Consider the following 19,735-nt stretch of genomic DNA (forward strand, 5'->3'; position numbering starts at 1 on the left):
GCGTGGGGATCCTCTACCTGCTCGCGCTCCTCGTCTCGATCACCGGGATGATCGTGCTCGACCGCCGCTTCCGGCTGTTCTTCTGGGCGGACGCGCGACGCGCGGCGATCGTGCTGCCCGTGGGAGTCGCGTTCTTCCTGGTCTGGGACCTCGTGGGGATCGGCCTGGGCGTCTTCTTCCGCGGCGAGACCTCCTACATGACCGGCCTGCAGATCGCGCCGGAGCTCCCGGTCGAGGAGGTCCTCTTCCTCACCCTGCTCTGCTACCTGACGATGGACGTGCACGGCTTCCTCTCGCAGCGCGTCTCCCGGCGGGCGGAGGCGCGCGCGTGACCTACCTCCTCCTCAACGCCGTGTTCCTCGCGGTGGTGCTGGTGCTGCTGCTGCTCGCGCTGCGCCGACGCGTCCTGCGCCTGCCCGCCGTCCTCGGCACGCTCGCCGTGCTGCTGGTGATGACCGCCGTCTTCGACAACATCATGATCGGAGTGGGCCTGCTGGTCGCCTACGACGACGACCTGATCTCGGGGATCCGGATCGGCGTCGCTCCGATCGAGGACTTCGCCTACGCGATCGCCGCGGCCCTCGCCCTCCCGGCGCTCTGGGTGCTCCTGCCCTCGCGTCGTCGGAGCGAGCCGTGAACCGGCTGCGCGCGCTGTTCGTCTCGAGCCGCCCGCTGAGCTGGGTCAACACCGCCTACCCGTTCGCGGCGGCGTACCTGCTGACCACCCGCGAGATCGACCTCGCCTTCGTGCTCGGCACGATCTACTTCCTCATCCCCTACAACCTCGCGATGTACGGGATCAACGACGTCTTCGACTACGAGTCCGACCTGCGGAACCCCCGCAAGGGCGGCGTCGAGGGCGCCGTGCTCGACCGGAGCGAGCACCGCGCGACGCTGATCGCGGCAGTGGCCACGAACGTGCCGTTCCTGGTGGCGCTCGTGCTGCTCGGGTCACCGGTCTCGTGGCTGGTCCTCGCGATCAGCGTCTTCGCCGTGATCGCCTACAGTGCGCCGGGGCTCCGCTTCAAGGAGCGCCCGTTCGTCGACTCGCTGACCTCGGCGACCCACTTCGTCAGCCCGGCCGTCTACGGGATCGCCCTCGCGGGCACCGTGGTCACCGGACCTCTGGTGGCGCTGCTCGTGGCGTTCTTCCTCTGGGGGATCGCGAGCCACGCCTTCGGCGCGGTGCAGGACATCCTGGCCGACCGCGCGGGCGGCATCGGCTCGATCGCGACCGTGATCGGAGCGAAGGCGACCACGCGCTTCGCCATCGCCGCCTACGTCGCGAGCGGCCTGCTCCTGCTCCTGCTGCCCTGGCCGGGGACCCTCGCGGCGATCCTCGCGGTGCCGTACGCGGTGAGCATCTGGCCGTACCGGTCGCTCGAGGACGCCGAGGCGGAGCGGGCGAATGCGGGCTGGAAGCGCTTCCTCGCGCTGAACTTCCTGACCGGCTTCCTCGTCACGCTCCTGCTGATCGTGTTCTGGATCGCCACGGTCTGATCCGCGGCCGGCGGCGCGCGGGGAGGGGCCTCGCCCGCGTCTCCCGCGGGACGGGCCTCGTCAGTCCCGGCGGGCGGGCGGAGCGAGCCGCGGCTCCGGCACGACGGGGGCGGTGGCCGGCGGGCGGCGCACCGGCAGGAGCAGCACCAGCCCCACGGCGAGGACGAGGACGAGCCCGAGGATGCCCCAGTACTGCACGTTCGCCTCGCCGCTGCCCGAGACGGCCGCGGCGATCGAGACGGCGGCTGCGAAGGCGGCGGGCGCGAGGAACGAGGCCGCCCGCCCGGTGGTCGCGTAGAGGCCGAAGATCTCGCCCTCGCGTCCCTCCGGGATGAGGCGGGCGAGGTAGCTGCGGCTCGCCGACTGCGCCGGGCCGACGAACAGGCACAGCAGCAGGCCGAAGATCCAGAACACCGTGCTCCCCCCGTCGTGCAGGACGAAGACGGCGGTGCCGCAGACGACCAGGCCGATGAGCGAGGCGACGATCACGGCCTTGGGGCCGATGCGGTCGTCGAGCGCGCCGACCGAGATGGTCGCCACTCCGGCCACGACGTTCGCGGCGATGGCGAAGAGGATCACCTCGCCGGCGTCGAAGCCGAAGGTGCCCTGCGCCAGCACGCCGCCGAAGGTGAAGACCCCGGTGAGCCCGTCGCGGAACACCGCGCTGGCGATGAGGAAGGCCACGGTGCTGCGGCTCTCGCGCCAGAGGCCGGCGACCTGCGCGAAGAGCGCGCGGTAGGAGGCGATCACGCCGACGCGCTCCGCCCGGCTCGCGCGCGCCGGCGTCTCCGGCACCGCGACCAGCACAGGGAGGGCGAAGACGGCGAACCACACGCCGGCGACCAGGATCGAGACGCGCACGTCGAGGCCGTCGTCCCCCGTCACTCCGAAGAGCCCGACCTCGGGCGAGATGAAGCCGAAGTACACGATCAGCAGCAGGACGATCCCGCCGACGTAGCCCATGCCCCACCCGAAGCCGGAGACGCGGCCGATGGTCGCCCGGGTCGAGACCTGGAGGAGCATCGCGTTGTAGTTGACGCTCGCGAACTCGAAGAAGACCGTGCCGACCGCGAGCAGTCCGAGTCCCAGCCAGAGGAGGGCCGGGTCGGGGCGCACGAGGAACATCAGCAGGATGCAGAGGACGACGACGGCGGAGTGGATCCCGAGCCAGAGCCGGCGGTGCCCGCCGAGGTCGGCCCGGCGGCCGGTGATCGGCGCGATGACGGCGACGACCACGCCGGCGGCGGCGAGGGACCAGCCGAGCGCGGCCGAGACTCCGCTCGAGGTGCCGAAGAGCCCGTCGGTGGTCAGGTAGACGGTGAAGACGAAGGTGGTCACCACCGCGTTGAAGGCCGATCCGCCCCAGTCCCACAGGCCCCAGGCGAGGACGGGCCAGCGGCCGGTGCGCGTCGTCATGGGCCCACCGTAGGGGGAGGAGGTGAACGGCCGGAAGCGGCGGGACCCGTGAGTCTGAGAGTTGAGCCGATGCGACTCAACTTCTCGCGTCCGGACTTGACGCGAGACGACGGATGCGTAAACTTGAGCGTGCGGGGCTCAACTCCCGCAGAGGATTCCGCACCACCCGTCAACTGACCGGCAGCCGCCCGCGCGACGCCGATCGCGAAGGAGAACAACGCATATGTCCCGTGCCGTAGGCATCGACCTGGGAACCACCAACTCTGTCGTGGCCGTCCTCGAGGGAGGCGAGCCCACCGTCATCGCCAACGCCGAGGGCTTCCGCACCACGCCGTCCGTCGTGGCGTTCACCAAGGACGGGGAGGTGCTCGTCGGCGAGACCGCGAAGCGCCAGGCCGTCACCAACGTCGACCGCACCATCGCGTCGGTCAAGCGCCACATGGGCACCGACTGGACCTTCGGCGTCGAGGACAAGAAGTACACCCCGCAGGAGATCTCGGCCCGCATCCTGGGCAAGCTCAAGCGCGACGCGGAGCAGTACCTGGGCGACAAGGTGACCGACGCGGTCATCACCGTCCCGGCCTACTTCAACGACGCCGAGCGCCAGGCGACCAAGGACGCCGGCGAGATCGCCGGCCTCAACGTCCTGCGCATCATCAACGAGCCCACCGCGGCCGCGCTGGCCTACGGCCTCGACAAGGGCAAGGAGGACGAGCTCATCCTCGTCTTCGACCTCGGCGGCGGAACGTTCGACGTCTCCCTCCTCGAGGTGGGCAAGGACGACGACTTCTCGACCATCCAGGTCCGCGCGACCTCGGGCGACAACCGCCTCGGCGGCGACGACTGGGACCAGCGCGTCGTCGACCACCTGGTCAAGCGCTTCAAGGACTCGACCGGCGTCGACGTCTCGAAGGACAAGATCGCTCGCCAGCGCCTCAAGGAGGCCGCGGAGCAGGCGAAGAAGGAGCTCTCCTCGAGCACCTCGACCAGCATCCAGCTGCCCTACCTCTCGCTCACCGAGAACGGCCCGGCGAACCTCGACGAGACGCTCACCCGCGCCAAGTTCGAGGAGCTCACCAGCGACCTGATCGAGCGCACCCGCAAGCCCTTCACCGACGTCATCGCCGAGGCGGGCGTCAAGGTCGAGGACATCGCTCACGTGGTCCTCGTCGGCGGTTCGACCCGCATGCCGGCCGTGGCCGAGCTCGTCAAGAAGCTCACCGGCGGCAAGGAGCCCAACAAGGGCGTCAACCCGGACGAGGTCGTCGCCGTCGGCGCCGCGCTGCAGGCCGGCGTCCTCAAGGGCGAGCGCAAGGACGTCCTCCTGATCGACGTGACCCCGCTCTCGCTGGGCATCGAGACCAAGGGCGGGATCATGACCAAGCTCATCGAGCGCAACACCGCGATCCCGACCAAGAGGTCCGAGACCTTCACCACGGCCGACGACAACCAGCCGTCCGTCGCGATCCAGGTCTTCCAGGGCGAGCGCGAGTTCACCCGCGACAACAAGAACCTGGGCACGTTCGAGCTGACCGGCATCGCGCCGGCCCCGCGCGGCATCCCGCAGGTCGAGGTCACCTTCGACATCGACGCCAACGGCATCGTCCACGTGTCCGCGAAGGACAAGGGCACCGGCAAGGAGCAGTCGATGACGATCACGGGCGGCTCGTCGCTGCCCAAGGACGACATCGACCGCATGGTCCGCGAGGCCGAGGAGCACGCCGCCGAGGACAAGGCCCGCCGCGAGGCCGCCGAGATCCGCAACAACGCCGAGACCCTGGCGTACTCGATCGACAAGCTGATCAAGGACAACGAGGACAAGCTGCCCGAGGACGTCAAGTCCGAGGTGCAGGGAGACGTCGACGCGCTGAAGACCGCGCTCGCCGGCGACGACGACGCGGCCGTCAAGACCGCGTTCGACGCCCTCAACGCCTCGCAGACCAAGATCGGCCAGGCGATCTACTCCCAGGACCAGGCCGCGCAGAGCGCCCCCGCGGACGCTCCGGCCGACGGTGACAAGAAGGACGACGAGGACATCGTCGACGCCGAGGTCATCGACGAGGACGAGCCGAAGGACACGAAGTAGCCATGGCAGCCGAGAACGAGCCCCAGGACCTCCCCGAGGAGCAGCCGGTCACCGGCGGCGAGGCGGGAGCGGAGGCGGCGCAGGACGCCCAGGACCAGGAGGGCCTCATCGAGGCCGAGGGGCCCGACGTCGAGACCAGCCTCTCGGACGCCGACCTCTCGTTCCTCTCGGGACAGTCCAGCGCCGAGACGCTCGCAGCCGAGCACCTCGCCGACCTCCAGCGGGTGACCGCCGAGTACGCGAACTACCGCAAGCGCACCGAGGCGAACCGCCAGGTCGACAAGGAGCGGGCGATCGGCGACGCGGTGAAGGTCATCCTCCCCGTGCTCGACGACCTCGACCGCGCCGAGAAGCACGGCGACCTCGCCGAGGGCGGGCCCTTCACGGCCATCGCGCAGAAGCTGCGCGGCGGAGTGGAGAAGCTCGGCCTGGTGAAGACCGGCGCCGTGGGCGACCTGTTCGACCCGAACATCCACGAGGCGATCTTCCAGCAGCCCACCCCCGGCGCCGAGACCTCCACGGTCGCGGACGTCGTCGAGGCGGGCTACTACCTCGGAGGCTCGCTGCTGCGGGCCGCCAAGGTGGTCGTGGCAGTCCCCGCCGACTGACCCCGCCACCGGCACCACCACCGCGGAGGACCCCGCCCCGCTCGGCAGCACGCTGCCGGACCGGGGCGGGGTCCCTCGCCGCATTCGACACAGGAAGAGGCACATGGCCAGCCAGGATTGGTTCGACAAGGACTTCTACAAGGTCCTCGGCGTGTCCAAGGACGTCTCCGCCGCGGACCTGAAGAAGACCTACCGCAAGCTCGCCCGCCAGTTCCACCCCGACTCCAACCCGGGGGACGCGAAGGCCGAGGCGCGCTTCAAGGAGATCAGCGAGGCGTACACCGTGCTCTCGGACGCCGAGCAGCGCAAGGAGTACGACCAGATCCGCGCCATGGGCGGCGGAGCGCGCTTCACCGCGGGAGGCCAGCCCGGAGGGTTCGACGACGTCTTCGGCGGCATGTTCGGCCAGGGCGGGCGCACCTCCTACAGCACCCAGCAGGGCCCGCCGCCCGGCTTCGAGGACATCCTCGGCGGCATGTTCGGCGGCGGAGGCAGCCGTTTCGGCCAGCCCAGCGGCGGCTACCGCGGCTTCGGCGGCCCGCAGAAGGGCGCCGACGTCACCGCCAGCACCACCATCGACTTCCGCACCGCGACCCGGGGCGACACCGTCCAGCTGCAGACCGGCGACGGGCGCACCCTCTCGGTGCGCATCCCGGCCGGCGTGGCCGACGACCAGAAGATCCGCGTCCGCGGCAAGGGCCGCCCCAGCCCGGACGGCGGTGATCCCGGCGACCTGGTGCTCACTGTCTCGGTCCGCAAGCATCCGGTGTTCGAGCGCGACGGGCTGAACCTGCGCGTGACGGTCCCCGTGACCTTCGTCGAGGCGGTCTTCGGCGCGACGATCGAGGTGCCGACCCTCGGCGGCGAGCCCGTCAAGCTCCGGGTCGCCGCAGGCACCCCGAGCGGCCGCGTCCTGCGCGTCAAGGGCCGCGGCGTCACGACTCCCAAGGGCACGGGCGACCTGCTCGCCGTCCTGCAGGTTGCCGTCCCGAGCCACCTGTCCGCCGCCGCCCGTGAGGCCCTCGAGGCCTACGCCGCCGCCGAGCCGGACGAGGACCCGCGCGAGGACATCCTGGAGAAGGCCCGCTACTAGCACCGGATCGGCGCGACCGGTCGGAGGAGGAGACATGGACGAGAACACGCCCGTCTTCGCGATCGCCGTCGCCGCCGAGCTGGCGGGGATGCACCCGCAGACGCTCCGGCAGTACGACCGGCTCGGGCTCGTGAGCCCGACCCGCACCGCGGGCAAGTCGCGCCGCTACTCGATGCGCGACGTGGTGCAGCTGCGCGAAGTCGCCCGGCTCTCCTCCGAGGGCGTCTCGCTCGAGGGCATCGCGCGCATCCTGCAGCTCGAGAACCAGGTGCAGTCGCTCTCGCAGCGGGTGCGCGAGCTGGAGTCGGCCCTCGCCGACGAGCTCCTGAACCGGCCGGGCCGCCGCGTGTTCGCCGCCGGACTCGAGGGGGACGTGGTCACTCTGCGCCACGGCACGCGCGCGCAGCGCCGGACCGAGCTGGTCGTCTGGCGCCCCGCGCCACGATCAGAGGCCGACGACGACGCCACGCCCTGAACGAGGGGTAGCCTGACCGGGCGCCGCCCCGTCATCGCGGCGCCCGTCCCTCCGCTCGGGGCGGAGAGCAGGAGGACCGCCGTGGACCACGACAGCAGCACCCCGCGCGACGAGCGCGACGCCCGCCGGGAGCAGGCCGCCCAGGAGCAGTCCACCCAGGAGCAGGTGTCGAACGCTGCTCGACAGGAGCAGGCCCCGGACTCCACGCGCGCGTCCCGCAGGACGCCCGTCGTCCCCGACAACGGGTTCTCCCGCGAGTCCTACGCGATCCACGCCGCCCGCAGCGACCTCCCCCTCTTCTCGGATGCGCTGAACGCCGGCCGCGACGACTCCGGCTGGCTGTCGTCGCTCTCGAGCACCCTCGCCGGTCCCACCGGGCCGGTCGGCTCCCCGGACTCGGCCGCCGAGACGGCGCAGGCCGCGCTCGACCGCCGCACGCGCCGTCGGAGCGACGAGTCCGACTCCTGAGCCGCGGCCCCGGCTAGTCGCGCAGGCGAGTGGCGGCCATCCGGGCGTCGACCAGGCGGCCGCCGCTGAGGCGGGCGAGGATCACGGAGCCGAACGGCAGCGCGCGCACCAGGGGCAGACCCTCGACCCGCTCCTCGTCCGTGTAGCCGAGGAGGACGTACATCCCGACCACGGCGATCGCGGCGATCGTCGCGACCCGCGCCGGGATCTGGTCCATCGTGCCGCCTCCGCCGTCGATCGGCTCGGCGAGCGTGACGCACATGAGGAAGATCGACGCGTAGACCGCCAGGTGCACGTGGGAGCGGCTCCACGGGCGCGCGAGCGCGGCGATCGGCAGGATCCAGAGGGCGTACCAGGGGTGGATGGCGGTCGACGCCGTCACGAACGCGAGCAGCGCGCCGGACAGGCGGGCGAGCGGATCGATGGAGCGCCGCGACAGCATGAGGCGCGCAGCGATCAGGCCGGCGAGCCCGAGCGCGAGGATCTTGACCACGGCGATCGCCGCGGCGGGGTCGTGACCGGTGAACTCGACGGCGCGGGAGACCGAGACCGTGACGAACGACATCGGCGCGTACCAGTGCAGGATCGAGCCGGGCACGACCATCGCCGCGACCCAGCCGACCCCGACGCCCGCGAGCAGCCCGACGGCGACCACGAGGCCGAGCGCTCCGGCGCCCGTCCAGAGCCAGCCGCGGGTGCGCTCACGCCACGTCGCGTCGTGGCGCAGCCACAGGAGCGCGAGCACGGGGAGCGCGATCACGGCGATCGGCTTGATCGCGATCGCTCCGGCCATCAGCACGACGGCGGCGATGCGCCGGTCGGTCTGGGCGTAGTAGAGCGACGCGAGGATGAGCGCCAGCATCACGGAGTCGTTGTGGCCGGCGACGACGAAGAGCACGAGGGTCAGCGGGTTGGCGACGATCGTCCAGGCGGTGAGCGGGACCGAGAGGCCGCGCAGGCGCGCCAGGCGGAGCGCGTAGACGGCCATGACGGCCACGCCCGCGACCGACACGGCGCGGAGCATCGCGATCGAGAGCTCCGGTGCGCCGTAGCCCGCGAACTGCACGGCGGTGCGCTCGATCAGGAGGTAGAGGGGCCCGTAGGGCGTGGGCGTGTCGGCCCAGAGCGGGTCGACGCCGAGGTCGAACCAGCCCGGGAGCGTCGCGACGCCGTGGGTGTAGGGGTCGATGCCCTGGGTCATCAGGCGACCCTGCGCCACGTAGGAGAACATGTCGTGGCTGAACAGCGGCACCGTCACGAGGAGCGGAGCGGTCCAGGCGAGGGCCGCCACCACGATGGTGCGGACGGAGCCGGGGCCCGCCGCGAGCGCGACCGTGCGCAGGCGGAGCCACGCGATCAGCAGCAGCATCCCGCCGCCCACGACGAGGGCGCCGCTGGACTCGGTGAGCCAGCCCGTGGCGCGGATCGAGGCGACGAGAGGCCAGTCGCGGATGGGCGAGCCGGCGGGCAGGTAGCCCACGCCGAGCGAGCCGAGGAGGATCGCGATCGAGCCCAGCAGGCCCGTCGCCAGCGGTGCGGCCTCCATGAAGCGGAGCCGCGGTCGGCGCTGCCGTCCCGTTGCCCGGGCCGTGTCCGGCCGCTCGATCGTCCCCCGTGAAGCCATCGGAGCCACGCTAAAGGATGGGACTCCGAAGTGCATGGACGGCCGGTGAACGGTTGATCAGTCGGCGCTCAGGTTGTACAAGCACCCGCACGCGCACCGATCAGGGCAGGCGCGGCACCGGGGCCGGCTCCGCGAAGCGCAGCTGGTTGCCGAACGGATCGATCACGTCGAGCGCGAAGCCGAACGGCGTGCGGGTGATCCGCGGGTTGAGGTAGGGGTACGCCTTCGCGTCGAGCTCGGCGTGCAGCTCGCGGACACCGCGGAGGGCGACGTGCACCGCGGCGCCGGGACTGCCGTCGCGGTGGTGCTCGCTGAGGTGCAGGCGGAGCCCCGAGCGCGACACCTGCAGGTAGAGGGGGGCGTCGAGCGCGGCGCGGTGCTCCCAGTCCACCTCGAAGCCGAGGTAGTCGACGTAGAACTCGCCTGCCTTGGCGACCGAGAAGATCCGCAGGATCGGCACGGCCGCCTCCAGTCTCACCGGCTCGAGCCGGTCCGGCTCCTCCGCGCTCGACCGGTCCCGTGCACGCCGTCTCGTCTCCACGCCACGAGGCTAGCCGCCCCGCGGTCGGCCCGGCGCCGGAGGGTCAGTCGACGAGATCGAGACCGCGCAGCAGCCGGAGGGTCTCGACCCCGGCGGGCGGGCAGCGGCCCGCATCGGAGCCGTCGACCCAGTGCAGCGAGTCGATCTCGCCGCTCGGGCGCGCCTCCCGGTCGAGCTCGGCGGCGAAGACGCTCATGTGGACCTCCCGCCCCTCCGGCTCGCCGTGCGCCTGGGTCCGGACGGTGAACAGGGGCACGAGGCCGAGCGCGACGGCGCCGAGCTCCTCGCGGGTCTCGCGGGCCGCCGCCTCGATCCCGCTCTCGCCCTCGTCGACCTTGCCGCCGGGGAGGTAGAGGACGTCGCGGCCCCGCGCCGTGACCATCAGGACGCGCCGGTCGCGGAGGACGGCGACGGCGGACACGACGATCGGCGGGAGGGTGCTCATCCGCTCATCATGCCCGCCGCGGGCGGACCGTCGCGGCGCCCCCGCGGCTACCATGGGGGCACACCAGAAGGACGCGCGCAGCCGGCGCGCGCCGGGGCCCCGTGCGCCCGAACAGCTGAGGAGCAACCCGTGGCAGAACCCACCACCCTCGACAAAGTCATCACCCTCGCGCAGCACAGGGGATTCGTCTTCCCCTCGGGTGAGATCTACGGGGGCACCCGCTCCGCGTGGGACTACGGGCCGCTCGGCGTGGAGTTCAAGGAGAACATCAAGCGCCAGTGGTGGAAGACCTTCGTGCAGGGCCGGGGCGACGTCGTCGGCCTGGACTCCGCGGTCATCCTGCCCACGGCGATCTGGCACGCCTCGGGACACGTCGGCGTCTTCTCGGACCCGCTGACCGAGTCGCTGATCACCCACAAGCGCTACCGCGCCGACCACCTCTTCGAGAAGTACGAGGAGGTCAACGGCCACCCGCCCGTGAACGGCCTCGCCGACATCCCGGACCCGGAGCACCCCGACAAGGTCGGCCAGTGGACCGAGATCAAGCAGTTCTCGGGCCTGATGAAGACCTACCTCGGCGTCGTCGACGACGAGTCGGGGCTGCACTACCTGCGTCCCGAGACCGCCCAGGGCATCTTCACCAACTTCGCGAACGTGCTGCAGAGCGCCCGTCGCAAGCCGCCCTTCGGCATCGGCCAGATCGGCAAGGCGTTCCGCAACGAGATCACCCCCGGCAACTTCATCTTCCGCACCCGCGAGTTCGAGCAGATGGAGCTCGAGTTCTTCGTCGAGCCCGGCACGGACGAGGAGTGGCAGGAGACCTGGATGCAGCTCGCCTGGGACTGGTTCGTCGGGCTCGGGATGAACCCCGAGAACATCCGGCAGTACGAGCACCCGAAGGACAAGCTCTCCCACTACTCCAAGCGCACCGTCGACATCGAGTACCGCTTCAGCTTCGCCTCGGGCGAGTGGGGCGAGCTGATGGGAGTCGCGAACCGCACCGACTACGACCTCAAGACGCACATCGAACACTCGGGCAAGGACCTCTCGTTCTTCGACCAGAACAAGAACGAGCGCTACGTGCCGTTCGTGATCGAGCCGTCGTTCGGTCTCACCCGCGCGCTCATGGCGTTCCTCGTCGACGCCTACGAGGAGCAGGAGCTGCCGCCGAACGCCAAGGGCAAGGTCGAGACGCGGACCGTGCTGCACCTCGACCCGCGCCTGGCGCCGGTGAAGGTGGCCGTGCTGCCGCTCTCGCGCAACGAGGCACTCTCGCCGCTCGCGCGCCGCGTCGCCGACCAGCTGCGCCAGCTCTGGAACGTCGACTTCGACGACTCCGGAGCGATCGGCCGCCGCTACCGCCGCCAGGACGAGATCGGCACCCCGTACTGCGTGACCGTCGACTTCGACTCGCTCGAGGACGACGCCGTGACCGTCCGCGACCGCGACACGATGAAGCAGGAGCGCATCCCGCTCGAGCAGCTCGAGTCGTACCTCTTCACCGGGCTCCGCGGGGCCTGACGCTCCTCCCGGGACGCCGCCGACCGGACGGGCCGGCGGCGTCCCGGAGGGCGCGGACCAGCCGGCCCTGCGGTCAGCGCTCGCGGGCGAGCAGGGCGAAGACGAGGGTCGAGGTCCACTCGCCCTTGCAGAACTCGTCCTCCCGGTGGTGCGGCTCGAGGCGCATCCCGAGGCGCTCGCAGAGGCGGGCGGACGCGGTGTTCCGAGCGTCGAGCTGCGCGATCACGCGGTGCGCGCCGAGGGTGTCGAACGCGAGGTCGAGCAGCGCCCGGGCGGCCTCGGTCGCGTAGCCGCGCCCCTGCGCCTCCGGGTGCAGCACCCAGCCGATCTCGACCGCCTCCTGCTCGACGGACGTCGCGATGAGCGTGAGGTCGCCGATCATCCGCCCGGCGAGGACGCCCTCCCGGGGGACGATCGCCAGCACGGCCACGTCGCCGTCGGCGGCGAGCCGTGTCGAGGGGAGGCGGCGCTGCAGGTGCGCCCGCGACTCCTCGGGGGTGCGCACCGGCCAGCGGAGGAACCGGACGGCATCGGCGTCGCCCTGGTAGCGCGCGTGGTCCTCGGCGTCCTCCGGTCCGAGGGGACGCAGGAGCAGGCGCTCGGTGAGCAGCGGCGCGGAGCGCAGCGGCTCCGCATCGAAGGGGAGCCGGAGGCTCACGCGGTGGCGGCGTCCGCGTCGGGGCGCGCGGCGGCGGCGGGCTCGGCCGGGACCTCGATGCCGAAGAGCGCCTCGAGCCCGGTGAGGTAGGCCCCCTGGGCTCCGGCGCGCGCGTAGTCGCGGGCGCGGACGCTCGGAGTGTGCAGCAGCACGCCGGCGAGGTGGCGGAGCGCCTGCTCGGTGCGGCCGTCCTCGTCGCCGCGGGACCGGGCCCGCTCGATCTCGGCGTCGAGCGCGTCGAACACGTGGGCGCGCAGGGCGACGACGGCCGGAGTGAGGCTCTTCTCGTCGGCGACGTCCGAGAACTTCCGGGCCGCCTTGTCGACGAGCGCGCGCGCCTGCTGCGACGCGTCGAGCACGTCGAGAGGCGCGTGCAGGCTGATCGTCTCGAGGTCGAGGAGCTCGACGCCGGCGACCGAGGTGACGTCGGAGGCGACGTTGCGCGGCAGGCCCAGGTCGATCACGAGCTGGCGCTCGCGGGAGAAGCCCTGGAGGCGCCCGGCGGCGAGCAGAGCGGCGTCGAGCACCGGCTCCTGGGTCGTGGTGCAGGTGATGACGATGTCGGCCGAGACCGCCTCGAGCGCGAGATCGGAGGCGGCGATGGGCCGGAGCGAGCGGCGGGCGGCGAAGCCCTCGGCGCGGCCGGAGGGGGAGTGCACGGCGATGTCCACCACTCCGCGGTCGCGCAGGGCCGCGACGGTCGCCCGCGCGTAGCTGCCGGTGCCGACGAGGAGGACGCGGGCGGCCCGCCAGTCGGTGACGCGGCTCGCGGCCAGCTCGAGCGCGAGGCGCACGATCGAGCGGCCGGCGCTGCCGAGGCCGGTGCGGTTCTTGATGCCGCGCGAGGTCTGCGAGGCGCGCTGGAACAGCCGCTCGAGCTCGGAGGAGGTGGTGCCGAGGCGGCGCGCCTCCTCGAGGGACCGGCGGACCTGGCCCGCGATCTCGCCCTCGCCGACCACGACGGACTCGAGCCCGCTGGAGACGGCGAAGAGGTGCTCGGCCACCCGGTCGCCCGAGACGACGTCGACGCTCCCGCGCAGCTCGTCCTGCTCGACGCCGGTCGCGGCGCTGACGGCTGCAGTTGCGGCCTCGACGGCGACGGCCTGCGCGGCGGTCAGCGGCTCCTCGATGTCGAGGTAGGCCTCGAAGCGGTTGCAGGTCGCGACGACGACGGCTCCGGAGACGAAGTCGATCCCCTCGGAGAGGGCCGCGGTCACGGCGGAGGAGTCGACGGAGAGCTTCTCGAGGAGATCGAAGCTGGCGTTCTTGTGCGACGCCGTCAGACACAGAAGCACCACGTCAGTCTACGCGCGCTCTGCGGGGCGGGGTCCCCGGACTGGGGAGGAATGCACGGATGCGCCTGGAATAATGCCGCGGTGACCTCCCCCACCGACGGCCTGCTCGATCCGCTGCACCCCCTCTCCGCCGGCCGCACGGCCGACTCGCTGCTCCTGCGCGCCTACCGCTCCGAGCGGGGCGAGAGGACGCCCGTCTGGTTCATGCGCCAGGCCGGCCGCAGCCTCCCGGAGTACCGGGCCCTGCGCACCGACACGAAGATGCTCGACGCCTGCCTCGACCCGGCGCTGGCGAGCGAGATCACCCTGCAGCCGGTGCGGCGCCACGGAGTGGACGCGGCCATCTTCTTCAGCGACATCGTGATCCCGTTGCGGCTCGCGGGCGTCGGCGTCGACATCGTCCCCGGGCGCGGTCCGGTGCTCGAGAAGCCGGTGCGCACGGCCGCCGACGTCGCCGAGCTCGCCTCGATCGACCCGTCCGTGCTCGACGAGACGCTCGAGCCCATCCGCGAGGGCGTGCGCCGCACCGTCGCGGGCCTCGGCGACACCCCGCTCATCGGCTTCGCCGGCGCTCCCTTCACCCTGGCCGCCTACCTGGTGGAGGGCGGCCCGTCCAAGGACCACCTGCGCGCGCGGACGATGATGCACGCCGACCCCGCCGCCTGGGCCCAGCTGATGGAGTGGACCGCCGAGGTCACCGGCCGCTTCCTCCGCGCGCAGGTGCTCGCCGGGGCCAGCGCCGCGCAGCTCTTCGACTCCTGGGCCGGGGCGCTCTCGCTCTCGGACTACACGACCCACGTCGCTCCCGCTTCCGCGCGCGCCCTCGTCCACGTGCGCGCCCTGGCGTTCGACCACGGGGAGACGCGCCGCAACGTCCCGATCGTGCACTTCGGCGTCGGCACCGGCGAGCTGCTCGGAGCGATGCACGGCATCGGCGCCGACGTGGTGGGCGTCGACTACCGGATCCCGCTCGACGAGGCCAACCACCGCCTCGGCGGCTTCGTGCCGGTGCAGGGCAACGTCGACCCGGCCCTGCTGACCGCGCCGTGGGAGGTCCTCGAGGCCCACGTCGACGACGTGCTCCGCCGGGGCCTGAGCGCCCCCGCGCACGTGCTCAACCTCGGCCACGGCGTGCCGCCCGAGACCGACCCCGACGTGCTCACGCGCCTCGTCGCGTTCGTGCACGCCTGGCGGCCGTGAGCGAGGAGCGCCCCCGCGACGCGGCGTCGTACGACGTCGCGGTCGTCGGCGGCGGAGTGGCGGGGCTCGCCGCCGCCGCGGAATGCCTGCGCATCGGCCTGCGCGTCGTGGTGCTCGAGGCGGGGGAGCGGGTCGGGGGCTCGGTCTCCCCGCTCGCGCTGGCCGGCGCCTTGCTCGACGCGGGCGCCGAGAGCTTCGCCACGCGGGGCGGCCACGTCGAGCGGGCGCTCGCCGCGCTGACCCTCGACGGCGTCCCGCTCGCCGAGTCGATCGTCGAGCCGCGGACGCACGGCTCGTGGCTGCACCTCTCGGGCGGCCGCTCCGTGCCGTCGCCCCGGGCCGGCATCCTCGGCATCCCCGGCACGCCGCTCGCCCCCGACGTCGTGCGGGCGATCGGCCGCCGCGGCGCCTGGCGCGCCTGGCTCGACACCCTGATGCCGGTGCTGCGCATCGGCCGCGCCCACTCCCTCGCCGAGCTGGTGCGCACCCGGATGGGCGAGCGCGTGCTCGAGGACCTGGTCGCGCCGGTCGTCTCCGGCGTCTACTCGAGCCGGCCGGACGACATCGACGTCGACCTCGCCGCACCCGGACTGAACGGCGCGCTCACCCGCGCGGGCTCCCTCGCCCGGGCAGTGGCCGCCCTCCGCGCGAACCTCCCGGCCGGAGTCGCGGTCCGCGGGATCGAGGGCGGGATGCACCGCCTGGTCGCCGCGCTGGTCCAGCGGATCGACTACCTCTCCGGCGAGATCCGCACCGGCGCCTCCGTGCAGCGGCTCGAGGGCTCCGACGGGGACTTCGTCCTGACCCTCGCCGACGGCACTCTGAGCGCCCGAGCGGTGATCGTCTCGACGCCGGAGCGCGACGCCCGGGCGCTGCTGGCCGGCCTCGCCCCCGCCGTCGCGGAGCGCGCCGACGAGGCGCCCCACGACTCCGTCGAGCTGGTGACCCTCGTCCTCGACGACGCCCGCCTGGACGCAGCCCCCCGCGGCTCCGGTGTGCTCGTGGCGCCCACCGCCACCGACGTCACGGCCAAGGCGATCACGCACGCGACCGCGAAGTGGGACTGGCTGGCCGCCTCCCTCCCTCCCGGGCGCCACGTGCTTCGCCTCTCCTACGGGCGCCCGGGCGAGCGCCCGCCGCTCGAGGGGCGCACCGATGCCGAGGCGGCGGCGATCGCCCTGCTCGACGCCTCGACGCTGCTCGGACTCGCCCTCGATCCGGCGTCGCTCGTCGACTCCGCCCGGGTGAGCTGGGCCAACGTCCGGCCCGCCGCGGCGCTGGGCCGCCGCGCGCACCTGGAGGCGTTCCGCGAGGCGCTCCTCCCGATCGAGGGAGTCGCCGTGACCGGCACCTGGATCGCGGGCACGGGCCTCGCCTCGGTGCTCCCGCACGCCGCCGAGACGGCCGCCCTTATCCGGCGCCGACTGGTGCGTCAAGGAGTCGGGCTGCCGAGCGACGCCCGCGACGCCGACGGCTACTCTTAGGCCCAGGCATCCGCGCGAGCGCGCGGCGTGCCCCGGCACGAGTGGTCACCGACCGCGTGGACGATCGCGAGAGCGACCCAGGACGAGGAGTAGGCGTGAAGGGCAAGATTCTTTTCGTGGCAGGAGCCGCAGCCGGGTACGTGCTGGGAGCACGCGCCGGCCGCAAGCGGTACGAGCAGATCGCCTCGGCGGCAGGCCGCTTCTGGCGGACCCAGCCGGTGCAGGACGTCGCGGGCGCCGTCGGCGGTGCCGCGAAGACCCAGCTGAGCAGCGTCTCGGACAAGGCGTACGAGGTCGTGCGCTCGGTGGTCGTCAAGGCCGTGTCCGGCGGCAGGAAGGCCCAGGGAGCGAGCGACGCGGAGGCGTCGGCCGCCGCCCGCAAGGCGGCCTCGAAGGTCGACGAGGCCGCGGCGTCGGCCGGCTCCGGCGGGTCGACGACGTCCACCTCCACCAGCAGGGCCTAGTGCTCATCCCCCCGGCCGTGCCAGGCGCGCGCCGGCCGGCACGTCCCACCCTCGAGGAGCTCCCGTGGTGAACGAACGCAATCCCAAGAACGCCCGATCACTGGGAGAGCTGGTCAGCGACCTGCCCGGCCTCGTGATCGAGCTCGTCAAGGCCGAGGTCGCCTCGCTGAAGAACGAGCTGGCGGGCAAGGCGAAGAGCGCGGGTCTGGCCGTCGGCCTGTTCGCGGTCGCGGCCTTCCTCCTCCTGACCGCGTGGGCGACGCTGGTCGCCTTCGCGATCATCGGCATCGCCTCCTGGCTTCCGGCCTGGCTGTCGGCGCTGATCGTGACGGTCTTCTTCCTCCTGGTGGCCGTGATCCTCGCCCTCGTCGGCGTGCGCACCATCAAGAAGGCCGTGCCGCCGGTGCCGCAGGACTCGATCAACAGCATCAAGAAGGACGTCCAGGCGTTCAAGGGAGTGGGCAGCTATGACAACTGAGCGATCCGTCAGCAGCACCACGCCCCGCTTCGTCGACCCGGCGGAGCTGAAGCCCGGCCAGCTGAAGGCCGACATCGAGCGCGCTCGCTCCGAGCTGGCCGCGACCCTCGACGCGATCGAGTACAAGGTCAACGTGCCGCGCAAGGTGCGCACGGCCCAGCGGACGATCGAGCGCAAGCTCCAGGTGGTGCGCCGCCAGAACCCCTCCGCGCTGATCGCCGGAGCGGTCGGCGCCGCCGCCGCCGTGGGCCTCGTCGTCTGGGGCGTCGCGAAGCAGGTCATCGAGGACTGAGCGCCGGAGGGCCCGGGGTGCTAGCGTCCCGGGCCCTCCGGCGCCAGAGCCCCCGCCGCTTTTGTGCATCGGCACGAGCGGAGGGATGATGGATCAATGACCGATCAGACCGCCGGCACGGCGGGTCCCGTTCAGTCCGCCCCCGACACGAGCGCCGCCGCTCCGGCGCCGCAGCCCCCCGCCGATCAGGATCACTCCGATCAGGCCCTGGGATACACGCTCTGGGCGGTTCTCCGCAGGGATCCCGCACGTCCGTTCACCCTCTCCAGCGACGCCGTGGATCCCGCGGTGAAGCAGTACGAGCACCTCGTCGCCCAGCTCGAGGGCGAGGGCGTGACCGTCCGCGGCACCTACGACGTCTCGGCCCTGCGCGCCGACGCCGACATCATGCTGTGGCTCACGGGCCCGGCGCCCGAGGAGCTGCAGCGGGCCTACCGCGAGCTGCGGCGCACGGAGCTGCTGGTCGGCCTCCTGCCGACGTGGAACGCGATGGGCGTGCACCGCGACGCCGAGTTCAGCTCGAACCACCTCCCCGCCTACATGCGCGGGAAGGCGCCGGCCCGCTGGCTCACGGTCTACCCCTTCGTCCGCTCCTACGAGTGGTACATCCTCCCCGAGGAGGAGCGCCGCGCGATGCTCGCCCAGCACGGGCGCCAGGGCTCGCGGTTCCGCTCCGTCCTGACCAACACGGTCGCCTCGTTCTCGCTCGGCGACTACGAGTGGATCCTCGCCCTCGAGGACGAGGAGCTCGTCAACCTCGTCGACCTCATGCGCGACCTGCGCGCCACCGAGGCCCGCCGCCACGTGCGCGAGGAAGTCCCCTTCTACACAGGCCGGCGCATCGACGCCGACCAGATCGCCGAGGTGCTCCGATGAGCGACACGACCAGCGAGCCGATCCTCGTCCGCGGGGCCACCCCTGCGGCGGCGTCCGGCCCCGAGCACGTCGAGGTCCCCGTGGCCTACGACGCGATCCTCCTCGCCGGCTTCGGCGGGCCGGAGGGTCAGGACGACGTCATCCCGTTCCTCCGCAACGTCACCCGCGGCCGCGGCATCCCGGAGGAGCGCCTCGAGGAGGTCGCCCACCACTACCGCCACTTCGGCGGCGTCAGCCCGATCAACGCGCAGAACCGCGCGTTGAAGAAGGCGCTCGAGGCCGAGCTCGCGAACCGCGGCATCGACCTCCCCGTGCTCTGGGGCAACCGCAACTGGGCGCCCTACATGAGCGAGGCCGTCGCCGAGGCGAAGGAGCGCGGGTTCACCAACCTGCTCGCCATCGCCACCAGCGCGTACTCCTCCTTCTCGTCCTGCAGGCAGTACCGCGAGGACTACGCGGCGGCGCTCGACGCGACCGGCCTCGAGGGCGAGCTGCGGATCGACAAGGTGCGCCAGTTCTTCGACCACCCCGGCTTCGTCATGCCGTTCGTCAAGGCCGTCCACGACGGGCTCGACGAGCTGCGCGAGCGGATGCCCGACCTCGATGTCACGTCCGAGGTGGAGGTGCTGTTCTCGACGCACTCGATCCCCATGGCCGACGCCGAGCGCAGCGGACCTCACGAGCGCCACGACGACGGCACCGTCGTCGACGTGCACGAGTTCGGACCGGGCGGTGCCTACGAGGCGCAGCACCTCGCCGTCGCCGAGGTCGTCATGGCCGCCGCCACGGACGAGGACGTGCCCTGGCAGCTGGTCTACCAGTCGCGCTCCGGCCCGCCCACCCAGCCCTGGCTCGAGCCGGACATCAACGACGCCATCGCGGAGCTGCCGGCCCGCGGCCGCCGCGCGCTGCTGATCGTCCCGCTCGGCTTCGTGTCCGACCACATGGAGGTCATGTGGGACCTCGACAACGAGGCCCTCGAGACCTCGGAGGAGCACGGACTCGTCGCGCTCCGCGTCGCGACCCCCGGCACGGACCCGGTCTACGTCTCCGGCCTGATCGACCTGGTCCTCGAGCGCGTCAACGGCGTGCCGACCGAGGACCGGCCCTCGATGACGGCGCTCGGCCCCTGGTACGACGTCTGCCGCCCCGGTTGCTGCGAGAACGTGCGAGCGGGGTTCAAGCCCGCCCTGGCGGGAGTCGCACCGTGA

22 protein-coding genes are annotated in these 19,735 nt (G+C 72.4%); 16 read left to right on the plus strand and 6 right to left on the minus strand.

From position 1 onward, the window contains the following. Positions 1 to 2 precede the first annotated feature (2 nt). Genes C5C54_RS03965 through C5C54_RS03975 form a run of 3 tightly spaced genes read left to right on the plus strand, consistent with a single transcriptional unit; the run spans position 3 to position 1,500 of the window. A complete protein-coding gene (locus C5C54_RS03965; protein ID WP_104255346.1) occupies positions 3 to 332 on the plus strand; it encodes a lycopene cyclase domain-containing protein in 330 nt (109 codons plus the stop codon). Next, positions 329 to 637, plus strand: coding sequence for a lycopene cyclase domain-containing protein (locus C5C54_RS03970; protein ID WP_104222893.1), 309 nt, complete (start codon positions 329 to 331; stop codon positions 635 to 637). Before C5C54_RS03965 ends, C5C54_RS03970 begins: the two co-directional genes overlap by 4 nt. Continuing rightward, positions 634 to 1,500, plus strand: coding sequence for a prenyltransferase (locus tag C5C54_RS03975; RefSeq protein WP_104222892.1), 867 nt, complete (start codon positions 634 to 636; stop codon positions 1,498 to 1,500). The genes C5C54_RS03970 and C5C54_RS03975 overlap by 4 nt, the downstream gene beginning before the upstream one ends. Before the next feature lie 60 nt (positions 1,501 to 1,560). Here the strand turns inward: C5C54_RS03975 and C5C54_RS03980 are convergent, their stop codons facing one another. Then, positions 1,561 to 2,916 (minus strand): MFS transporter, encoded by a 1,356-nt coding sequence (locus tag C5C54_RS03980; RefSeq protein ID WP_104222891.1) that lies wholly within the window; start codon positions 2,914 to 2,916, stop codon positions 1,561 to 1,563. A gap of 223 nt (positions 2,917 to 3,139) precedes the next feature. On the opposite strand from C5C54_RS03980, the gene dnaK reads away from it, so the two are divergent. From dnaK to C5C54_RS04005, 5 genes are all read left to right on the plus strand, one after another. Further along, the gene (gene dnaK, locus C5C54_RS03985) at positions 3,140 to 5,002 is read left to right on the plus strand and encodes a molecular chaperone DnaK (RefSeq protein WP_104222890.1); all 1,863 of its coding nucleotides are present in this window, start codon (positions 3,140 to 3,142) and stop codon (positions 5,000 to 5,002) included. A gap of 2 nt (positions 5,003 to 5,004) precedes the next feature. Then, entirely contained in the window at positions 5,005 to 5,610 is a 606-nt protein-coding gene (locus C5C54_RS03990) for a nucleotide exchange factor GrpE (protein WP_104237617.1), read from the plus strand. 103 nt (positions 5,611 to 5,713) lie between these two features. Then, the gene (locus tag C5C54_RS03995; RefSeq protein ID WP_104222888.1) at positions 5,714 to 6,703 is read left to right on the plus strand and encodes a DnaJ C-terminal domain-containing protein; all 990 of its coding nucleotides are present in this window, start codon (positions 5,714 to 5,716) and stop codon (positions 6,701 to 6,703) included. 34 nt (positions 6,704 to 6,737) lie between these two features. Continuing rightward, entirely contained in the window at positions 6,738 to 7,178 is a 441-nt protein-coding gene (locus tag C5C54_RS04000) for a heat shock protein transcriptional repressor HspR (protein ID WP_104222887.1), read from the plus strand. Positions 7,179 to 7,259: 81 nt separating this feature from the next. After that, a complete protein-coding gene (locus C5C54_RS04005) occupies positions 7,260 to 7,646 on the plus strand; it encodes a hypothetical protein (protein ID WP_104287840.1) in 387 nt (128 codons plus the stop codon). A 13-nt stretch (positions 7,647 to 7,659) separates the two neighbouring features. Here C5C54_RS04005 and mptB read toward each other — a convergent pair whose 3' ends face one another. From mptB to C5C54_RS04020, 3 genes are all read right to left on the minus strand, one after another. After that, positions 7,660 to 9,270, minus strand: a complete 1,611-nt coding sequence (gene mptB, locus C5C54_RS04010; protein ID WP_146078786.1) for a polyprenol phosphomannose-dependent alpha 1,6 mannosyltransferase MptB — start codon at positions 9,268 to 9,270, stop codon at positions 7,660 to 7,662. A 100-nt stretch (positions 9,271 to 9,370) separates the two neighbouring features. Then, positions 9,371 to 9,811: a glyoxalase superfamily protein gene (locus tag C5C54_RS04015; RefSeq protein WP_208543318.1), complete on the minus strand. Its 441-nt coding sequence runs from the start codon at positions 9,809 to 9,811 to the stop codon at positions 9,371 to 9,373. A 43-nt stretch (positions 9,812 to 9,854) separates the two neighbouring features. Further along, a complete protein-coding gene (locus C5C54_RS04020; protein WP_104287841.1) occupies positions 9,855 to 10,256 on the minus strand; it encodes an NUDIX domain-containing protein in 402 nt (133 codons plus the stop codon). A gap of 129 nt (positions 10,257 to 10,385) precedes the next feature. Between C5C54_RS04020 and C5C54_RS04025 the strand changes: the two genes are divergently transcribed. Continuing rightward, on the plus strand, positions 10,386 to 11,777 hold the full coding sequence (locus C5C54_RS04025; protein WP_104226140.1) for a glycine--tRNA ligase: 1,392 nt from the start codon (positions 10,386 to 10,388) through the stop codon (positions 11,775 to 11,777). 73 nt (positions 11,778 to 11,850) lie between these two features. Here the strand turns inward: C5C54_RS04025 and C5C54_RS04030 are convergent, their stop codons facing one another. Continuing rightward, on the minus strand, positions 11,851 to 12,435 hold the full coding sequence (locus C5C54_RS04030; RefSeq protein WP_258063210.1) for a GNAT family N-acetyltransferase: 585 nt from the start codon (positions 12,433 to 12,435) through the stop codon (positions 11,851 to 11,853). Continuing rightward, positions 12,432 to 13,730, minus strand: a complete 1,299-nt coding sequence (locus tag C5C54_RS04035; protein ID WP_104287879.1) for a glutamyl-tRNA reductase — start codon at positions 13,728 to 13,730, stop codon at positions 12,432 to 12,434. The genes C5C54_RS04030 and C5C54_RS04035 overlap by 4 nt, the downstream gene beginning before the upstream one ends. Before the next feature lie 51 nt (positions 13,731 to 13,781). Between C5C54_RS04035 and hemE the strand changes: the two genes are divergently transcribed. The 7 genes from hemE (at position 13,782) to C5C54_RS04070 (ending at position 19,735) form a co-directional block, all read left to right on the plus strand. Then, entirely contained in the window at positions 13,782 to 14,930 is a 1,149-nt protein-coding gene (hemE, locus tag C5C54_RS04040) for a uroporphyrinogen decarboxylase (RefSeq protein ID WP_104287842.1), read from the plus strand. Next, a complete protein-coding gene (locus C5C54_RS04045) occupies positions 14,927 to 16,414 on the plus strand; it encodes an NAD(P)/FAD-dependent oxidoreductase (RefSeq protein ID WP_258063212.1) in 1,488 nt (495 codons plus the stop codon). Before hemE ends, C5C54_RS04045 begins: the two co-directional genes overlap by 4 nt. 116 nt (positions 16,415 to 16,530) lie before the next feature. Continuing rightward, on the plus strand, positions 16,531 to 16,878 hold the full coding sequence (locus C5C54_RS04050; RefSeq protein ID WP_146076886.1) for a YtxH domain-containing protein: 348 nt from the start codon (positions 16,531 to 16,533) through the stop codon (positions 16,876 to 16,878). 67 nt (positions 16,879 to 16,945) lie between these two features. Further along, the gene (locus C5C54_RS04055; protein ID WP_258062864.1) at positions 16,946 to 17,356 is read left to right on the plus strand and encodes a phage holin family protein; all 411 of its coding nucleotides are present in this window, start codon (positions 16,946 to 16,948) and stop codon (positions 17,354 to 17,356) included. Continuing rightward, entirely contained in the window at positions 17,346 to 17,648 is a 303-nt protein-coding gene (locus tag C5C54_RS04060) for a DUF3618 domain-containing protein (RefSeq protein WP_104287843.1), read from the plus strand. Before C5C54_RS04055 ends, C5C54_RS04060 begins: the two co-directional genes overlap by 11 nt. 96 nt (positions 17,649 to 17,744) lie before the next feature. Next, positions 17,745 to 18,524 carry a hydrogen peroxide-dependent heme synthase gene (gene hemQ, locus C5C54_RS04065; RefSeq protein ID WP_104233087.1) on the plus strand — a complete coding sequence of 260 codons (780 nt, stop codon included), beginning with the start codon at positions 17,745 to 17,747 and terminating at the stop codon, positions 18,522 to 18,524. Continuing rightward, positions 18,521 to 19,735, plus strand: coding sequence for a ferrochelatase (locus C5C54_RS04070; protein ID WP_104226143.1), 1,215 nt, complete (start codon positions 18,521 to 18,523; stop codon positions 19,733 to 19,735). The genes hemQ and C5C54_RS04070 overlap by 4 nt, the downstream gene beginning before the upstream one ends.

The organism is Rathayibacter sp. AY1F2, from assembly GCF_002930885.1.
GTDB lineage: Bacteria > Actinomycetota > Actinomycetes > Actinomycetales > Microbacteriaceae > Rathayibacter.

What these genes read in the sequence shown, in the direction of transcription:
- mptB (WP_146078786.1), bottom strand. Translation starts at nt 9,270, where the DNA reads ATGGCTTCACGGGGGACGATCGAGCGGCCGGACACGGCCCGGGCAACG.
- C5C54_RS03980 (WP_104222891.1), bottom strand. Translation starts at nt 2,916, where the DNA reads ATGACGACGCGCACCGGCCGCTGGCCCGTCCTCGCCTGGGGCCTGTGG.
- hemE (WP_104287842.1), top strand. Translation starts at nt 13,782, where the DNA reads ATGCACGGATGCGCCTGGAATAATGCCGCGGTGACCTCCCCCACCGAC.
- C5C54_RS04020 (WP_104287841.1), bottom strand. Translation starts at nt 10,256, where the DNA reads ATGAGCACCCTCCCGCCGATCGTCGTGTCCGCCGTCGCCGTCCTCCGC.
- hemQ (WP_104233087.1), top strand. Translation starts at nt 17,745, where the DNA reads ATGACCGATCAGACCGCCGGCACGGCGGGTCCCGTTCAGTCCGCCCCC.
- C5C54_RS03990 (WP_104237617.1), top strand. Translation starts at nt 5,005, where the DNA reads ATGGCAGCCGAGAACGAGCCCCAGGACCTCCCCGAGGAGCAGCCGGTC.
- C5C54_RS03995 (WP_104222888.1), top strand. Translation starts at nt 5,714, where the DNA reads ATGGCCAGCCAGGATTGGTTCGACAAGGACTTCTACAAGGTCCTCGGC.
- C5C54_RS04070 (WP_104226143.1), top strand. Translation starts at nt 18,521, where the DNA reads ATGAGCGACACGACCAGCGAGCCGATCCTCGTCCGCGGGGCCACCCCT.
- C5C54_RS04060 (WP_104287843.1), top strand. Translation starts at nt 17,346, where the DNA reads ATGACAACTGAGCGATCCGTCAGCAGCACCACGCCCCGCTTCGTCGAC.
- dnaK (WP_104222890.1), top strand. Translation starts at nt 3,140, where the DNA reads ATGTCCCGTGCCGTAGGCATCGACCTGGGAACCACCAACTCTGTCGTG.
- C5C54_RS04000 (WP_104222887.1), top strand. Translation starts at nt 6,738, where the DNA reads ATGGACGAGAACACGCCCGTCTTCGCGATCGCCGTCGCCGCCGAGCTG.